General features: G+C 56.0%; 16 protein-coding genes and 1 tRNA gene. 9 read left to right on the top strand and 8 right to left on the bottom strand.

Translation table 11 applies throughout. The features are described from left to right. Window positions 1–64 precede the first annotated feature (64 nt). The 3 genes from ACFIO0_RS19775 to ACFIO0_RS19765 form a co-directional block, all read right to left on the bottom strand. Window positions 65–1,390: a TRAP transporter large permease subunit gene (locus tag ACFIO0_RS19775; RefSeq protein ID WP_390915374.1), complete on the bottom strand. Its 1,326-nt coding sequence runs from the start codon at window positions 1,388–1,390 to the stop codon at window positions 65–67. A gap of 46 nt (window positions 1,391–1,436) precedes the next feature. Then, window positions 1,437–1,937, bottom strand: coding sequence for a TRAP transporter small permease subunit (locus ACFIO0_RS19770; RefSeq protein WP_390912112.1), 501 nt, complete (start codon window positions 1,935–1,937; stop codon window positions 1,437–1,439). A 73-nt stretch (window positions 1,938–2,010) separates the two neighbouring features. After that, window positions 2,011–3,057, bottom strand: coding sequence for a TRAP transporter substrate-binding protein DctP (locus ACFIO0_RS19765; protein ID WP_390912111.1), 1,047 nt, complete (start codon window positions 3,055–3,057; stop codon window positions 2,011–2,013). Between the two features lie 240 nt (window positions 3,058–3,297). On the opposite strand from ACFIO0_RS19765, the gene ACFIO0_RS19760 reads away from it, so the two are divergent. From ACFIO0_RS19760 to ACFIO0_RS19740, 5 genes are read left to right on the top strand one after another with little or no spacing between them, the layout of a single operon-like run. Next, entirely contained in the window at window positions 3,298–4,542 is a 1,245-nt protein-coding gene (locus ACFIO0_RS19760) for an FAD-dependent oxidoreductase (protein ID WP_390912110.1), read from the top strand. A gap of 23 nt (window positions 4,543–4,565) precedes the next feature. After that, on the top strand, window positions 4,566–5,540 hold the full coding sequence (locus tag ACFIO0_RS19755; RefSeq protein ID WP_390912109.1) for a TRAP transporter substrate-binding protein DctP: 975 nt from the start codon (window positions 4,566–4,568) through the stop codon (window positions 5,538–5,540). A gap of 25 nt (window positions 5,541–5,565) precedes the next feature. Next, window positions 5,566–6,324: a TRAP transporter small permease subunit gene (locus ACFIO0_RS19750; protein ID WP_390912108.1), complete on the top strand. Its 759-nt coding sequence runs from the start codon at window positions 5,566–5,568 to the stop codon at window positions 6,322–6,324. Beyond that, window positions 6,321–7,640, top strand: coding sequence for a TRAP transporter large permease subunit (locus ACFIO0_RS19745; protein ID WP_390912107.1), 1,320 nt, complete (start codon window positions 6,321–6,323; stop codon window positions 7,638–7,640). Before ACFIO0_RS19750 ends, ACFIO0_RS19745 begins: the two co-directional genes overlap by 4 nt. Window positions 7,641–7,644: 4 nt before the next feature. Then, complete coding sequence (locus tag ACFIO0_RS19740; protein ID WP_390912106.1) at window positions 7,645–8,304, top strand: hypothetical protein; 660 nt, start codon at window positions 7,645–7,647, stop codon at window positions 8,302–8,304. On the opposite strand, the gene ACFIO0_RS19735 is transcribed toward ACFIO0_RS19740, so the two are convergent. After that, window positions 8,301–8,645: a Rid family hydrolase gene (locus ACFIO0_RS19735; protein WP_390912105.1), complete on the bottom strand. Its 345-nt coding sequence runs from the start codon at window positions 8,643–8,645 to the stop codon at window positions 8,301–8,303. The two genes, ACFIO0_RS19740 and ACFIO0_RS19735, sit on opposite strands and share 4 nt — an antisense overlap. 66 nt (window positions 8,646–8,711) lie before the next feature. Between ACFIO0_RS19735 and ACFIO0_RS19730 the strand changes: the two genes are divergently transcribed. Continuing rightward, on the top strand, window positions 8,712–9,341 hold the full coding sequence (locus ACFIO0_RS19730) for a glutathione S-transferase N-terminal domain-containing protein (protein WP_390912104.1): 630 nt from the start codon (window positions 8,712–8,714) through the stop codon (window positions 9,339–9,341). 24 nt (window positions 9,342–9,365) lie between these two features. Here the strand turns inward: ACFIO0_RS19730 and ACFIO0_RS19725 are convergent. Next, window positions 9,366–9,442, bottom strand: a tRNA-Met gene (locus tag ACFIO0_RS19725). A gap of 51 nt (window positions 9,443–9,493) precedes the next feature. After that, entirely contained in the window at window positions 9,494–10,528 is a 1,035-nt protein-coding gene (gene hemE / locus ACFIO0_RS19720) for a uroporphyrinogen decarboxylase (protein ID WP_390912103.1), read from the bottom strand. Between the two features lie 93 nt (window positions 10,529–10,621). Here hemE and hemC point away from each other — a divergent pair, with 93 nt between their 5' ends. The 3 genes from hemC to ACFIO0_RS19705 all read left to right on the top strand — a co-directional run bounded on the left by hemC (window position 10,622) and on the right by ACFIO0_RS19705 (window position 13,061). Then, window positions 10,622–11,566 carry a hydroxymethylbilane synthase gene (gene hemC / locus ACFIO0_RS19715; RefSeq protein ID WP_390912102.1) on the top strand — a complete coding sequence of 315 codons (945 nt, stop codon included), beginning with the start codon at window positions 10,622–10,624 and terminating at the stop codon, window positions 11,564–11,566. 71 nt (window positions 11,567–11,637) lie between these two features. After that, on the top strand, window positions 11,638–12,594 hold the full coding sequence (locus ACFIO0_RS19710) for a fatty acid desaturase (RefSeq protein WP_390912101.1): 957 nt from the start codon (window positions 11,638–11,640) through the stop codon (window positions 12,592–12,594). Continuing rightward, complete coding sequence (locus ACFIO0_RS19705; protein WP_390912100.1) at window positions 12,579–13,061, top strand: GNAT family N-acetyltransferase; 483 nt, start codon at window positions 12,579–12,581, stop codon at window positions 13,059–13,061. Before ACFIO0_RS19710 ends, ACFIO0_RS19705 begins: the two co-directional genes overlap by 16 nt. Before the next feature lie 31 nt (window positions 13,062–13,092). On the opposite strand, the gene hemF is transcribed toward ACFIO0_RS19705, so the two are convergent. Continuing rightward, the gene (hemF, locus tag ACFIO0_RS19700; protein WP_390912099.1) at window positions 13,093–13,986 is read right to left on the bottom strand and encodes an oxygen-dependent coproporphyrinogen oxidase; all 894 of its coding nucleotides are present in this window, start codon (window positions 13,984–13,986) and stop codon (window positions 13,093–13,095) included. A gap of 61 nt (window positions 13,987–14,047) precedes the next feature. Continuing rightward, on the bottom strand, window positions 14,048–14,848 hold the full coding sequence (locus tag ACFIO0_RS19695) for an SDR family oxidoreductase (RefSeq protein ID WP_390912098.1): 801 nt from the start codon (window positions 14,846–14,848) through the stop codon (window positions 14,048–14,050).

The following is a 14,848-nucleotide window of genomic DNA, read 5'->3' as shown; positions in this document are numbered from 1 at the left end:
CTGCATAATAGTTATGCGGCAAAACTATCTGAACACACTTCTTAATGACGCGGCAATGAAAATCTTAGGGAAGCAACATCAGCGGGCCGATGGTGATGATCGGGAAAAGCACCAAAAGGATGACGCGCAAAATGTCTGAACCGACAAAAAACAGCACCGCTTTGTAGGTGTCCGTCATCGGCGTTTCGCGGTCCATCGCGCCTATGATGAACAGGTTCATGCCCACGGGTGGCGTGATCAAGCCGACCTCGACCACGATCAAAACAAGGATACCGAACCAGATCGCCAGGTGCTCTGGCGACATGCCGAAATCCATCACCGAGATGATCGGGAAAAAGATTGGAACCGTTAAAAGGATCATCGACAGGCTGTCCATCACGCAGCCAAAAACGAGATAAAATCCAAGGATGATCGCCAAGACCAACCACGGGCTTAGCCCTTTGCTAGTGACAAATTCAGCGAGAAATTGCGGCACACCGGACAAGGCAAGGAAGCCGTTGAAAAAGCTAGCGCCGAGGATGATGAAATAAATCATCGCCGTGGTTTTGGCAGTGCCGATCAAACTGTCACGAAAGTTGGCCCAGCCAAGATTGCCTGAAATCAGCGCCACGATTCCAGTGCCTGCCGCGCCGATTGCCGCGCCTTCTGTAGGTGAAAACCAGCCCGCGTAAATGCCGCCTACGACAAGGCCAAAGATCAGCAAAACCGGCCATGTTTCGCCCAGCGCTTTGATCCGTTCCGCCATAGGAACCGCAGGGCGGGTGCCAGCCGCATCGGGGTACAGGCGCACGTAAACCGAGATCACGATCATGTAACCAAGGGCCGCCAGAATGCCGGGAATGAAGGCGGCGAGGAACAGCTTTGCGATGTTTTGTTCGGCCAGTTGCGCGTAGATGATCAAGATCACCGACGGGGGGATCAGGATGCCAAGCGTGCCGCCCGCCGCCAAAGTGGCCGATGAAAATCCGCCAGCGTATCCGTAGCGGCGCAGCTCTGGCAGGGCGACTTTGCCCATGGTTGCGGCCGTCGCCAGAGACGATCCGCAGATTGCGCCAAAGCCGGCGCAGGCCCCCACTGCAGCCATCGCAACCCCACCGCGCAAGTGCCCAAGAAAGGCTTCGGCGGCTTTGAACAATGCTTTGGACAGCCCCGAAACCATCGCGAATTGCCCCATCAGCAAGAACATTGGAATGACCGTCAGGCTGTAACTGGAAAACGTCGTGTAGGTTTCTGATTTCAGCTTGCCCAGCAGTGGGCCCGGGTTGCCGTTCATCGCATAATACCAGCCGCCAAAACCGCAGAGCAACATCGCCAACCCGATGGGCGCGCGCAGGAATATCATCCCCAGCAAAACGGCGAAGGACCAAAAGCCCAGCGCCAGCCGGCTCATATCCGCAAAGGGAAGAAGATCGAGAAACGTGCTCATGAATTTACCCTTAGCCGACCGGCAAAATGGAGTGACCTGTGACGCTTTCGCGGATGCGCGACACAGAGCAGTAAAGGCCGGTGACCGAAGCGGCGCTGGCCCCGATCATCGACGCAGCGTAGCCCCACCAAACGGGGAATTGCAGAAATAACGTGGTTTCGCCGTTGCCCAGATACCGCTCCATCCCCGCATAAAGGCGAAAGGCGATAAAGATTATCGCGGCCGTTAGCACGACTTCCCAAATTGCGATCAGAATGCGGTTAAACCGGGCTGGCAGCGCAGAGGTGAACACATCCACCGTCGCATGCGCGCCATGAAACTGGCAGATCGGGAAAAAGGCAAAGATGGCAAAACCCACGCCGGCCTCAAGAATTTCGTATGCGCCATTCACTTCGCCTAGGTTCAGCGCGCGCATCGTGATGGACGTGGTCATCAGCACAATTAAAGCGACCAGAACCAAACCACCCATCAAAGCAGAAGCGCGGGCGAGCCATTGGATCAAGTTGTGCATGTGAACGGTCCTGTTTGAGTATCAAAAGGGCCGCGGCGCAGTCACGCCACGGCCCATCATCATGTCCGACGTCTTATTCGGAGTATTTTGCGATCAATGCGCGGGCTTCGTCGATCAACGCCTGACCGTCTTTGCCTTTGGCGTTCATGTCAGCAACCCAGTCGTCATAGATTGGCTGTGCAGCAGCGCGCCATGCATCAACATCTGCACCCGAAACGGTGACGATGTTGTTGCCACGATCAACAGCTTTTTGACGCGCAGGGCCATCAGATGCTTGTTGCGTTGTGCCGGCAAAGACAGAGAATTCCAGACCGGAATTGTCATCGATCACCTTTTGCAGATCTGCAGGCAGGCTTTCGTATTTGTCTTTGTTCATCGCCAGAACAAAGGTCAGAGTGTACAGCGACACGCCGTCAAACTCGGTGTGGTTGCCGACCAGCTCTGGCACTTTCAACGCGGCGGTCACTTCCCATGGGATTGTGGTGCCGTCGATCACGCCTTTGGACAGACCCTCAGGAACCGCAGGCACTGGCATGCCAACAGGCGTCGCGCCCAGTTTGGACAGCAGGCTGTTCACAGAGCGCGAGCCGCCGCGAATTTTCAGACCCGCCATGTCGGCTGGCGTTTTCACTTCTTTGTTTGAGTGGATCATGCCGGGGCCGTGAACCCACGTGCCAAGGATGTGCACGTCTTTGAATTCCGTGTCCTTCATGTGCGTCTCGAACATTTCCCAATACGCGCGGCTTACGGCACCAGCACCTGCATCAGGCATCATGAACGGCAGTTCGAACACTTCGGTAGATGGGTAGCGACCAGGGGTGTAGCCCACAACGGTCCAGACAATGTCAGCCACACCGTCGATCGCTTGGTCCATCAATTCTGGTGGTTTACCACCCAGTTGCATGGACGGATAGCTGTCGATCTTGATGCGACCATCTGATGCTTCCATCACGTTGTTTGCCCAAACGTCCAGCACCAGCTTTGGCACGTTGGCTTGTGGCGGCAAGAATTGGTGCAGCGACAGTGTCACATCTTGGGCAGCCACAGGGGCCGCGTTGAAACCAAAGGCAAGGGCCGCAGCACCCGCCATGTTCAAAAATGTCTTACGCGAAAGCGTCATAGTCTTCCTCCCGATTGCGTCCGGCATGGTCAAAAACGTGCCACGCCGATCCTTATATTCGAATTGCTATTGCACGGTTTGGTGGTTGTCACCCGCAATTTCATGTTTCAGATTCTCAGCCTTGCACAGTTTTTTGTAACTGCAAACGGCGATATTGTATCTTCGCTTAATAAGAGAACTCGCACGCGCCCTCTGTTGGTGTGTTGCCAAAGCTTCGGTTGCATGCCAGTCATTTGCGTCATGAAACATGTGTTAATTGCAGGGGCGGGCATCGTTGGTGTCGCGTCGGCCATTTGGCTTCAGCGGGCCGGATGCCAAGTGACTTTGGTCGATCGAACAGCACCGGGAAACGGGACAAGCCACGGAAACGCAGGCGTTTTAGCCGCCGGTGCCGTGGTTCCGATCACCGTTCCGGGATTGCTGCGCAAGGCCCCGTCGATGCTGTTTAACCGCGATGCGCCGTTGTTTTTGAACTGGTCATATTTACCGCGTCTACTGCCGTTTTTGATGAAATATCTGGCACACAACACCGACGCACATGTGAACTATTATGCCAAATCCATGGCGACGCTTTTGCATGACAGCGTCGATCAGCACCAAAGCCTTGCCGCAGGAACAGGCGCTGAAAAATATATTTCGCACGAGGATTACTGTTTTGGCTACCAAACCCACGCCATGTTCGAGGCCGACAGCTACGGTTGGTCAAAACGCAAAGTGCAGGGCGTCAAACACACTGTCATTTCAGGCGCAGAACACAGTCGCGATGATCCGGCATTTGACGGGCAATTCGAAACCGTCGTGCGCTGCCATGAACACGGGCGCATCAGCGATCCGGGCGAATATGTGCGCGCGCTTGCCGATCACTTTGTGGCCAACGGCGGTACGTTCATAAAGACCGACATCAACGATATCACGCTGAAAAACGGCGAGATTGCCAGCTTGTCCACGGATCAGGGCGAAATGTCCGCCGACCACATTTTGCTGGCTATGGGCCCGTGGTCCAAACAGATCGCGCACAAGCTGGGTGTCAAAGTCCCGCTCGAGAGCGAGCGTGGCTATCACATCGAGCTGGTGAACCCGTCAACCTATCCCAAAAACCCGATGATGGTCGCGGCGGGCAAGTTTGTGATCACGCCGATGGATGGTCGCATTCGCGCCGCCGGTGTCATCGAATTTGGCGGACTCAAGGCCCCTGCCAGTCGCGCGCCGCTGGATTTATTGCGCCGCCAGGTCGCGCAATTGCTGCCTGACGTGACTTATGACGACGTCGTGGAATGGATGGGCCGCCGCCCTGCCCCTGCGGATTCACTGCCGCTGATCGGTGCAAATGACAGCGGCGGCAAAAGCTATTCTGCCTTTGGACATCAACACGTTGGCTTGACAGGTAGTGCTAAAACGGGTCGGATCATTGCGGACCTGATCGTCGGGAAAACGCCGAACATAGATTTGGCACCCTTCGATCCGAACAAACATAAAGCGCGCTAGCGCACACAACCGGGAGAACGAAAATGAAAACGATGACAGCATTGGCCTGCACGGTCGCAATGACGGCAGGCGCTGCATTCGCCGACGGGCACGCGCAAAAATGGGACATGCCGATGGCCTATTCAGCAACCAACTTTCATTCTGAACAAGGCGTGATTTTTGCGGACAAAGTGCGCGAATACACCGACGGCGCGATCGACATCACGGTTCACCCGGGCGGGTCGCTGTTCGGCGGTGGCGACATCAAACGCGCGGTTCAAACCGGCCAAGTGCCAATCGGCGAACGTTTCATGTCTGCCCACGCGAACGAAGCACCATTGCTGGGCTGGGACAACCTGCCGTTCCTCGCGACAACCTATGCGGACAACACAAAACTATGGGCCGCAGCAAAAGACACTGTGAATGAACAGCTGGCCGACCTGAACTTGGTCGCGCTGTACACTTGCCCATGGCCGGGTCAAGGTTTCTACTTCAACAAAGAAGTCGGGTCATCCAGCGACACCCAAGGCATCAAGTTCCGCTCGTATAACTCTGCCACGGCAACCTTTGCCGAAGAATTGGGCATGATCCCTGTTCAGGTCGAAGCCGCAGAACTATCCCAAGCCTTGGCAACCGGCGTCGCATCCGCGTTCATCTCGTCCGGGTCTACCGGCTATGACCGCAAAGTTTGGGAACACCTGTCCCACTACTACAAAGTCAACGCATGGCTGCCGCGCAATTATGTGATGGTCAATTCCCAAGCATGGGACGGCCTGTCCGATGACGTCAAAGCCGGCGTTCAAAAAGCTGCTGACGAAACCGGCGCATCCTGTGCTGCCAAATCCGAAGAACTGGCAGATTTCTATTTTGCCGAGCTGGCGAAAAACGGCATGACCGTGACAGATGCTGGCCCTGAGTTTTTGACAGAGCTGAAAGCGATTGGCGAAAAAATGACAGCAGAATGGCTGGAAACAGCAGGTCCAAAAGGCCAAGCTATCCTGGACGCCTACAACAACTAAGCGACCCTGAAATTAGGCCAGCCCCGTGTTTGCACAGGGGCTGGCTTTTTCGTTTTTAAGGACAAGAAATATGCGTGATTGGTCGCCCGTGATGGGCCTGCCACTTTGGGTTTGGTTGTTTGTAGTGCCGACTGTCTTTGGGTTGATCTGCCTGTTTGCAGGGCACCGGATCGAGCCATTCCTGCGCCCGATCTGGCGTTTTCTGGACAAGGTTTACGTGGCGGGTGGCGTGGTGGCGGCATGCTTTATGATTATCGTATTAGGGCTGATTGTGGCTGGTATGATAGGGCGTTGGAGCAGTACCCCCATGCCTGACACCAACGCGTTTGCCGGATATGCGATGGCGGCGATGTCCTTCTTTGGCCTGGCGTATGCATTGACAAAAGGCTCGCATATCCGCGTTTCAATCGGGTTGAATGTGAACGCCTTCCTCAATCGCTGGCTTGATGTTTTCGCAACGCTCGTGGCCGCAATGATAGCAACATATTTTGCGCGATACGCCTATTTGTTCAACGTAGAGTCAGAACTGATAAATGACCGCACCCAACATCAAGACCGCATTCCGATGTGGCTCGATGCAGGACTTAGAGCCCTCGGTAGCAACCCATCCGATTGGGCAGAGACACTTGGAAAAGCATCGACAGAAATGATCTACACACCTGTTTGGATTCCACAGATCCCCATGACTGTTGGAGCAGTAATTCTGGCAATCGCGTTGTGGGACACATTGTACAGAACTCTTGTTCAAGGCAAAAGCCCGATATCTTCGGAGATGGTCGAATGACAGAAGTCTACGCAGCAATCTTATTCGTCTTCATTCTGTTCACATTCTTGGGAAGCTCAGTTTGGGTTGGCCTGTCTTTGATGGCTGTCGCAGCTATCGGGCTCGAGCTTTTCACGCCATTAACGAACCCTCCAGTCGGCAGCAACATGATCCCACCGATTTGGGCAACATCCAGCAGTTGGACACTAACGGCGTTGCCATTGTTCATCTGGATGGGTGAAATCTTGTATCGAACGCGATTGTCCCAAGACATGTTCCGTGGGCTAGCACCTTGGATGCGCTGGCTTCCCGGTGGCCTTTTGCACACCAACATTGCTGGCTGTACGATCTTCGCAGCCGTCTCCGGCTCATCTGCTGCGACCCTTACCACTGTTGGCAAGATGTCGATCCCGGAACTGCGCAAACGCGGCTATCCCGAATACATGATTGTCGGAACACTAGCAGGTGCGGCAACCCTCGGCCTGATGATCCCACCGTCTTTGACCCTGATCGTCTACGGTGTCTCGATCAACGAAAGCATCATTCAACTGTTTATGGCTGGGATTTTTCCGGGCCTAGTTTTGGCCACATTGTTTAGCAGCTACATTGTTTTCTGGCACGTCTTGAAACCCGATCAACGTCCTGCACCAGAGCCTCGTATGTCGCTCGGCAGCATGATCGCAGAGAGCCGGTTTCTGATCCCCGTTCTTTGTTTGGTATTTACCGTCATTGGCTCGATGTATTTTGGCTGGGCAACAGCAACCGAAGCCGCAGCCGTTGGCGTCATCGGTGCCTTGATCTTGGCCGCGGTTCAGCGCTCCCTAACGTGGACGGCATTTCGCGAAAGCATGATCGGAGCAGTTTGCACATCAGCTATGATCGCTCTCATTTTGATGGGGGCTGCATTCTTGACGAAGTCCATGGGCTTTACCGGATTGCCGCGCGCACTGGCCGCTTGGATCGACCAAATGAACCTGTCGCCCATCGTTTTGATCGCAGCACTGACGGTGTTCTACATCATCCTCGGCATGTTCCTCGATGGCATTTCGTCGGTCGTACTAACCATGGCGATTGTCGAACCGATGATCCGCCAAGCAGGGATCGACGTGATCTGGTTCGGCATTTTCATCGTTGTCGTAGTCGAAATGGCACAAGTCACACCGCCCATCGGGTTCAACCTGTTTGTGCTGCAAGGCATGACCAAACACGAGATTTCCTACATCTCGAAAGTGGCCCTGCCGATGGTGGGATTGATGCTGCTGATGGTCGTGATCTTGGTCATCTGGCCGGAACTAGCCACGTGGCTGCCAAACAACCTGCGCCAAGGGCCCAGCTAGCACCATGCGACCCGGCGTAACGGTTCTGCAACTCGACACACATTTTCCGCGTATTGCGGGGGATGTGGGCAGCACCGACAGCTACGATTGCGAGACCGAGATCATCCGCATTCCCGGCGCGTCAGTGGCAGGGATTGTCACGGATCGCCCAGATCAAATTGACGTGGCCCCGTTCGTGGACGCACTGCGCGCTGCACGCGGCGATGTGGTGGTGACGTCTTGCGGGTTCCTCAGTTACTGGCAGTCGCATCTGGCCGCGCTGATTGACCGACCCTTCCTCAGCTCGTCGCTGATTGCGCTGGATCGGCTGGACGACCCTGAAACGACGGCGATCCTGACGTACGATGCCACGCGTCTGGGCGGCGTGCATTTAGGCGGCAATTCGCGGTTTGTGCGCAGCATTATCGGGCTGAACACAGACGCGCATCTGCGGGCGGTTATTGGCGGTGATGCCAGCACACTGGACGCCACCAAAGCCGCGCGCGAAACCGTTGACACGGTTCGGGCGCAAACCACTAAATCGTTACGCACGTTGGTTTTGGAATGTACCAATCTTCCTCCGTACAAAGGCGCGCTTGCGGCAGCGTTTGACGTAGAGATCATCGACATCCTGACAGAAATCGAGACGGTCAGACCAAAGTCCATCCGCCCCGCGTTTCTTTAGCTGGCAGCGATCACCAGGATTTCAACGGTGAACCCCGGGCGGGCCAGTTTTGCTTCGCCGCAGGCACGGGCCGGCGCGTGACCTGCTGGCACCCATGCATCCCAGACGGCATTCATTTCTTCGAAGTCAGCCATGTCCGCCAACCAGATCGTGGTCTGCAAGACGTTCTCTTTTGAAACGCCGACTTCGGCCAGCAGCGCATCGACCTTGTCCAGACACTGCTGCGTTTGATTGGCGACGGTGTCATCCATCGTGCCGACTTGGCCCGCCAGATAGATCGTGCCGTTGTGTTCAACAATTTGGCTCATGCGTTGATTGGTGTGATGGCGCGTGATGGTCATGTGATGCTCCTGTGCTTGACCCTGCCCTTAAAGCACCTCAGGCTGGTCGCGAAAAGGGAGGCCGCCATGATCAAGCTGTACAGTTGGACCACGCCAAACGGGCGCAAAGTGTCGATTGCGCTAGAGGAAATGGGGCTGGAATACGAATCGATTGCCGTGGACATCGGCAAGGACGAACAGTTCGATCCTGCGTTCCTTGAGATCAGCCCAAACAATCGAATTCCTGCGATGGTCGATGGCGACACCAAGTTGTTCGAGAGCGGTGCGATCCTGATGTATCTGGCTGAGAAATCATGCAAATTCATGCCTGCCTATGGGTCGGATCAGTACTGGAAAATGATGCAGTGGTTGATGTGGCAAATGGGTGGTTTTGGCCCGATGCTGGGGCAAGCGCATCATTTCCTGAAATACAACGCGGGCAAATCCGAATATTCGGAACAGCGATTTCATGCAGAGGCGAACCGGCTATACGGCGTGCTGGACCGGCACTTGGCGACTTCGGATTACATCGTGGATGAACTGAGCATCGCTGATTTTGCGATCTGGCCATGGGCGTCACGGTTCGAGTGGCATCGCGTCGACATCAACGCCTACCCGCATGTGAAACGGTGGTATCTGGAACTGGCCGCGCGTCCGGGGTTTCAGCGCGGCTACAAGGTGCCAAAGGATGTCGGTGACGTTCCAACACCCGCGTAACAAGTCATCAATGAGGGTGGAAAGTGGTGGCGTGGGGGAGACTTGAACTCCCGACCTATCGATTATGAGTCGATCGCTCTAACCAACTGAGCTACCGCGCCTTCGGTGGCTGAATTATGCGCCCCAGCAGGAGTCGTCAACCACAAAATCCGTTAAACGTCGCGCACTGCGTCGATCATGCGTTGAACGTTGTCCGGGTCGGCGTCCGGTGTGATGCCGTGACCAAGGTTAAAGATGTGCGGCCCACCCGAAAACGCTTTGACGATCGCCTTGGTTTCATCGACCAAAGGTTGCCCGCCCGTGACCATATGCGAGGACTTTAGATTGCCCTGAACGCAGCCATCAACCTGCACGTTTTTTGCGGCCCATGCGGCCGAAACCGAATTATCGAGCGCAACACAATCCACACCAGTGGCCTTGGCGAATCCGATGTAGCCATCGCCTGCCTCGCGCGGGAAACCGATGATCGGCGTGTTCGGGTGCTTGGCCTTTAGTGCCGCAGTGATTCGGCGTGCAGGCTCTAGCGAGTACTTCAAAAAGGCGTCGCCCTTGAGCGATCCTGCCCAGCTGTCGAAAATTTTGACGACTTCGGCGCCGGCTTGGATTTGCATCGAAAGGTAGTCGATTGTCGCCTCGGTGATGCGGTCCAGCAATGCCTCGAACAGGGGTGTGTTTTCCATCCGCAAGGCGTGTGCTGGCCCCTGATCTGGCGTGCCTTGGCCCGCGATCATGTAGGTCGCAACGGTCCACGGGGCGCCAGCGAACCCGATCAACGTTGTTTCGGACGGCAGCGCATCGCTAAGGATTTTGACCGTCTCGTAGATCGGATTAAGCGTCTCGTGAATGTCAGACACCGGCCCCAGTTTGTCAAAATCTGCCTGCGCTGTGATCGTGGACAACCGCGGCCCTTCGCCGGTTACAAACCACAAATCCGCACCCAACGCTTGGGGGATCAGCAGGATGTCGGCAAACAGGATCGCCGCATCAAATCCGTAACGGCGGATCGGTTGCAACGTGACTTCGGCCGCCAATTCAGGATTGTAGCACAGCTTTAGGAAATCACCGGCCTGCGCGCGTGTTGCGCGGTATTCGGGCAAATACCGCCCCGCTTGCCGCATCATCCAGATCGGAGGAGTGGGCAGAGTTTCACCAGCCAGCGCGCGCAGAATTGTCTTTGAAGATGCCATGTTTGCCTATTTTTTCTTGATTTCGGACAGTTGCCTCAGCATCCCTAGCCAAGACAGGTTGTCAAGTAAAGTTGACGCCAATAAACATGTGCTATGACAATGATTTTACCTTGCCCCGCCTCCCCTCTGAAAATTGGCACCCGTGGGTCGCCTTTGGCCCTGGCCCAAGCCTATGAAACCCGCTCGCGTTTGATGCAGGCACTTGAATTGGCCGAAGAATGTTTTGCAATCGTCGTGATCAAAGTGACGGGCGATGCAATCCAGGATCGTCCGCTAAAGGACATTGGCGGCAAGGGTTTGTTCACCCGCGAGATCGAAGAAGACCTACTGTCAGGTAAAATTGACATCGCTGTACACTCGATGAAAGACATGCCGACAATCCAGCCTGAGGGCTTGTTGCTAGACACTTACTTGCCACGCGAAGACGTGCGTGACGCGTTCATTTCGCCCAGCCTGTCGGCTCTCGCGGATCTGGCGCAGGGGGCCGTTGTTGGCACATCGTCGCTGCGGCGCAAAGCCCAGCTGCTGAACCGTCGCCCAGACCTGAATGTGGTCGAATTCCGTGGCAACGTGCAAACGCGGCTGAAAAAGCTCGCCGACGGTGTGGCCGAATGCACGTTCCTTGCCAGCGCGGGTCTGAACCGTCTGAACATGGATGACGTGCCAGCCACCCCGATCAACGCCGAAGACATGCTGCCAGCCGTGGCCCAAGGCGCGATTGGCATCGAGCGACGCGCAGATGATGCGTCTGTGGCTGAAATGCTCAGCAAAATTCACCACACGCCGACGGGCCACCAGCTCGCTGCTGAACGCGCATTTTTGCTGCACCTTGACGGGTCATGCGAAACCCCAATTGCTGGCCTTGCGACACTTGACGGCGACCAGCTGTTTCTGCGTGGCGAGGTCCTGCGTCCTGATGGATCAGAGGCGATCAAAGGCGAAAAGCGTGGGCCAATTGCAGATGGTCCAGCGATGGGGATTGCACTGGCACAAGAGCTGCTCGGACGTGCCGGTGACGGCTTTTTCGACTGGCACTAGGCTAAACCCGAACGCCGCGTAAACCTTGACCAAATGCCCCAATGTGTCCGATCCTGACATCAGGAGGCCACATGACACGCTATTCAACACCGGGAAAAGCATACCTCAGCAGCGATGAAATCAGACCCCTCGCCGCACGCTCCGACGTGATGGGACTGTGGATGGTGGCACATTGCTGGGGTGTGATTGCGCTGGCTCTTGCGTTGTTTGCCCTGTGGCCAAGCCCGCTGACATTTGTGCTCGCTGTGACTTTAATCGGATCGCGCCAACTGGGCCTTGCGATCCTGATGCACGAGGCCGCGCATCTGGCGCTATTCAAATCCCGCGCTTTGAATGAATTCGCAGGCGAATGGCTGTGCGGCCGCCCGATCATGGCTGAACTGCACGCCTATCGCCACTACCATCTGACGCACCACCGCTTTACCCAAACGGACAAAGATCCTGATCTGTCCCTGTCTGCAAAATTCCCGACGTCTCATGCATCACTCAAACGCAAATTCATGCGGGATCTGACGGGGCAAACCGGCGTCAAATTGTTCATTGCGCAAATCACAACCGCTATCCGGCTCGCCGGCGATCACGAGGCAATGGACGCCGCGAAAACCGACGCCGCACAAGCGTTCAAATCAACCGAGCTGTTCAAATCTCTAGCGACATTCTTTGTTGTAATCCTGATCATGGGTCTCATCGGCGAATGGTGGTGGGGCCTTGCGTTTTGGGCTCTGCCTTACCTCACGTGGTTCCAATTCGTCCTGCGCGTGCGCAACATTGCGGAACACGGGGCCACCGAAACATCACAAGACCCGTTCCAGAACGTGCGCACGACGCAAGCTGGCTGGATCGCTCGTACCTTCGTGGCACCCTATTGGGTCAACTATCACCTCGAGCATCACATGATCATGCACGTGCCCTGCTGGAAACTGCCAAAGATGCACGACGTTTTGGTCGCAAAGGGTCTCGGGGCCCGCATGAACATCGCGCCCAGCTACCGCGCAGCCATGGTGGAGGCCGGATGGCGCAGCACCTGATCCCGACGATCCGCAAGCTGACGGCACGCGACGCGGACGCCGTCATCCACCTCAGCCACGTCCTGAACCCGGACGTCGATATCGCAGACGCCGCGCATTTTGCGCAAATGGCCGCGCGCGATGATTTGACGGTTATGGGTGCAGAAATCGACAAACAGATTGTCGCGATGGCAACGCTGCACATTCTTCCGAACATGGGCAACGGCGGGCGCCCTTTTGGCGTGATCGAAAACGTTGTCACCCTGCCCCAGTTCCAAAGACGCGGGATTATGCGCGCCGTCATGCAACAGCTGCACGATATCGGATGGCAGGCAAACGCCTACAAAATCATGCTGATGACAGGGCGCGACACAGGGGCCAAAGCGTTCTACGAAAAGCTGGGGTATTCTGGCGCGCAAAAGCACGGAATGCAGATCAGACGGGTGCCCGCGCGCAAACCGCACGGGATGGTGGGCGGGGCGACTTGAGCCTTGCGCTCAAGAGCGCCGTATCACCAGATCACACCCATTTGGCCAATGGCGGCAGGCTCATCAAAACCGCATTCGCATCATGTCCGGTTTCCAAACCAAACTTGGTCCCACGATCGTAAACGAGGTTGTATTCAGCATAGAGCCCGCGATGGATCAGCTGCGCATCCTTGTCCGCATCGTCCCAATCCTGCACACGGCGTTTTTCGACCAACGGCACATAGGCTGGTAAAAACGCCCGCCCGATGTCTTGGGTCAGGGCAAAGTCCGCTTCCCAATCGCCAGTGCATTTGTCATCCATGAAGATACCACCGACACCGCGTGCACGGTTGCGGTGCGGGATGTAGAAATATTCGTCCGCCCACGCCTTTAGCTTTGGGTACAGATCCCCCCCGTGTGGGTCCAAATGCGCCTTTTGCTGTGCGTGAAAATGCGCCGTATCATCCGCATATTCGATGCACGGGTTCAAATCAGACCCGCCACCAAACCACCACGCATGCGGGGTCCAGAACATCCGTGTGTTCATGTGAACCGCAGGCGCATGCGGATTTTGCATGTGCGCCACCAGTGAAATTCCTGACGCCCAAAACCGCGGATCATCCTTCATGCCCGGGATACCTTTGCGCGCGGCCATGGCGTTTTGCGCGCGCTCACCCAGCGTGCCATAGACGGTCGAGATATTGACCCCGACTTTTTCAAAAACACGGCCACCGCGCATCACGCTCATCAGGCCACCACCGGCGTCGCTGCCGTCATCAGACGTGCGTTCGGTTTCGGTCACTTCAAACGATCCGGGTGCCGCATCAAACATCGGACCCGTCGCGTGATTGTTTTCAAGCGTTTCGAACGACGCAACGATCTGGTCACGCAGTTCGCGAAACCAGCTGCTGGCGCGGGATTTTTCAGTGTCAAAGCTGTCAGTCATGTCACATGTGTCCTGTTTGAATGACACAAGTGTTGCGAAACTTTGCTCGGTTGAAAAGAGCTTAATGCGCGGGTGCGACAATCGGATCCAAAAGGCTACGCCCACCATCAACGGTCACGGTTTCGCCGGTCATAAAACCTGACCCTTCGCAGGCCAGAAACTGCACAGCGTCGACCAACTCGGTTGGGCTGGCGATACGACCAAGCGGCGTCGCCCCTTCGATTTCTTCGCGCCATTCGCTGTGTTCGACCATCGCATCCTTAAGCGATGCCGACATCACCGACCCAAACGCGACCGCGTTCACACGAATACGCTCCGGGGCCAAGGCCAACGCCATCGAGCGTGTCATTTGGTCCAATGCCGCTGACGCAATCGAATAGCCCATCAGCTCAGGCCGTGAATGACGGGCTGCAATCGACGACAGGTTTACGATGGACCCGATCTGCCCTTCTGGGCGGTCTTTGGACTGTTTGATCATACGTTTGGCGACCTGCTGCGACAGGCGCAAGCTGGTCATCATGTTCTGTTCCAGCAGCACCTCGACCGACGTGTCATCCACATCCAGAACATCCGTCGTCATCACTTGGCGTGACGCGTTGATCAAAATATCGACCTGATCAAAGGCATCGATGGTCGCGGAAATCAGATTGGCTATGGTCAGGCGTTGGCGCAGGTCACCAGCAAAGTGGCGAATGTTGCCTTCGTCCAGATGACTGCCGAGTTCGGATTTCAGCTTTGCCTCGTCCATATCGGCGCACATGACATTGGCGCCTTTGTCGGCAAATCCGCGCGCAATGGCCAAGCCAATCCCGTTCGCAGCACCCGTAACAATTGCCGTTTTGCCAGAGATCGAAAATGACAT

It is taken from the genome of Pseudosulfitobacter sp. SM2401 (assembly GCF_042932805.1).
Lineage (GTDB): Bacteria > Pseudomonadota > Alphaproteobacteria > Rhodobacterales > Rhodobacteraceae > Ascidiaceihabitans.
The sequence above is the reverse complement of the archived record's forward strand: the minus strand, read 5'-3'. Positions and strand labels throughout refer to the sequence as shown.

What these genes read in the sequence shown, in the direction of transcription:
- ACFIO0_RS19775 (WP_390915374.1), bottom strand. Translation starts at nt 1,390, where the DNA reads ATGAGCCGGCTGGCGCTGGGCTTTTGGTCCTTCGCCGTTTTGCTGGGG.
- ACFIO0_RS19770 (WP_390912112.1), bottom strand. Translation starts at nt 1,937, where the DNA reads ATGCACAACTTGATCCAATGGCTCGCCCGCGCTTCTGCTTTGATGGGT.
- ACFIO0_RS19765 (WP_390912111.1), bottom strand. Translation starts at nt 3,057, where the DNA reads ATGACGCTTTCGCGTAAGACATTTTTGAACATGGCGGGTGCTGCGGCC.
- ACFIO0_RS19760 (WP_390912110.1), top strand. Translation starts at nt 3,298, where the DNA reads ATGAAACATGTGTTAATTGCAGGGGCGGGCATCGTTGGTGTCGCGTCG.
- ACFIO0_RS19755 (WP_390912109.1), top strand. Translation starts at nt 4,566, where the DNA reads ATGAAAACGATGACAGCATTGGCCTGCACGGTCGCAATGACGGCAGGC.
- ACFIO0_RS19745 (WP_390912107.1), top strand. Translation starts at nt 6,321, where the DNA reads ATGACAGAAGTCTACGCAGCAATCTTATTCGTCTTCATTCTGTTCACA.
- ACFIO0_RS19740 (WP_390912106.1), top strand. Translation starts at nt 7,645, where the DNA reads ATGCGACCCGGCGTAACGGTTCTGCAACTCGACACACATTTTCCGCGT.
- ACFIO0_RS19735 (WP_390912105.1), bottom strand. Translation starts at nt 8,645, where the DNA reads ATGACCATCACGCGCCATCACACCAATCAACGCATGAGCCAAATTGTT.
- ACFIO0_RS19730 (WP_390912104.1), top strand. Translation starts at nt 8,712, where the DNA reads ATGATCAAGCTGTACAGTTGGACCACGCCAAACGGGCGCAAAGTGTCG.
- hemE (WP_390912103.1), bottom strand. Translation starts at nt 10,528, where the DNA reads ATGGCATCTTCAAAGACAATTCTGCGCGCGCTGGCTGGTGAAACTCTG.
- hemC (WP_390912102.1), top strand. Translation starts at nt 10,622, where the DNA reads ATGACAATGATTTTACCTTGCCCCGCCTCCCCTCTGAAAATTGGCACC.
- ACFIO0_RS19710 (WP_390912101.1), top strand. Translation starts at nt 11,638, where the DNA reads ATGACACGCTATTCAACACCGGGAAAAGCATACCTCAGCAGCGATGAA.
- ACFIO0_RS19705 (WP_390912100.1), top strand. Translation starts at nt 12,579, where the DNA reads ATGGCGCAGCACCTGATCCCGACGATCCGCAAGCTGACGGCACGCGAC.
- hemF (WP_390912099.1), bottom strand. Translation starts at nt 13,986, where the DNA reads ATGACTGACAGCTTTGACACTGAAAAATCCCGCGCCAGCAGCTGGTTT.
- ACFIO0_RS19695 (WP_390912098.1), bottom strand. Translation starts at nt 14,848, where the DNA reads ATGTCATTTTCGATCTCTGGCAAAACGGCAATTGTTACGGGTGCTGCG.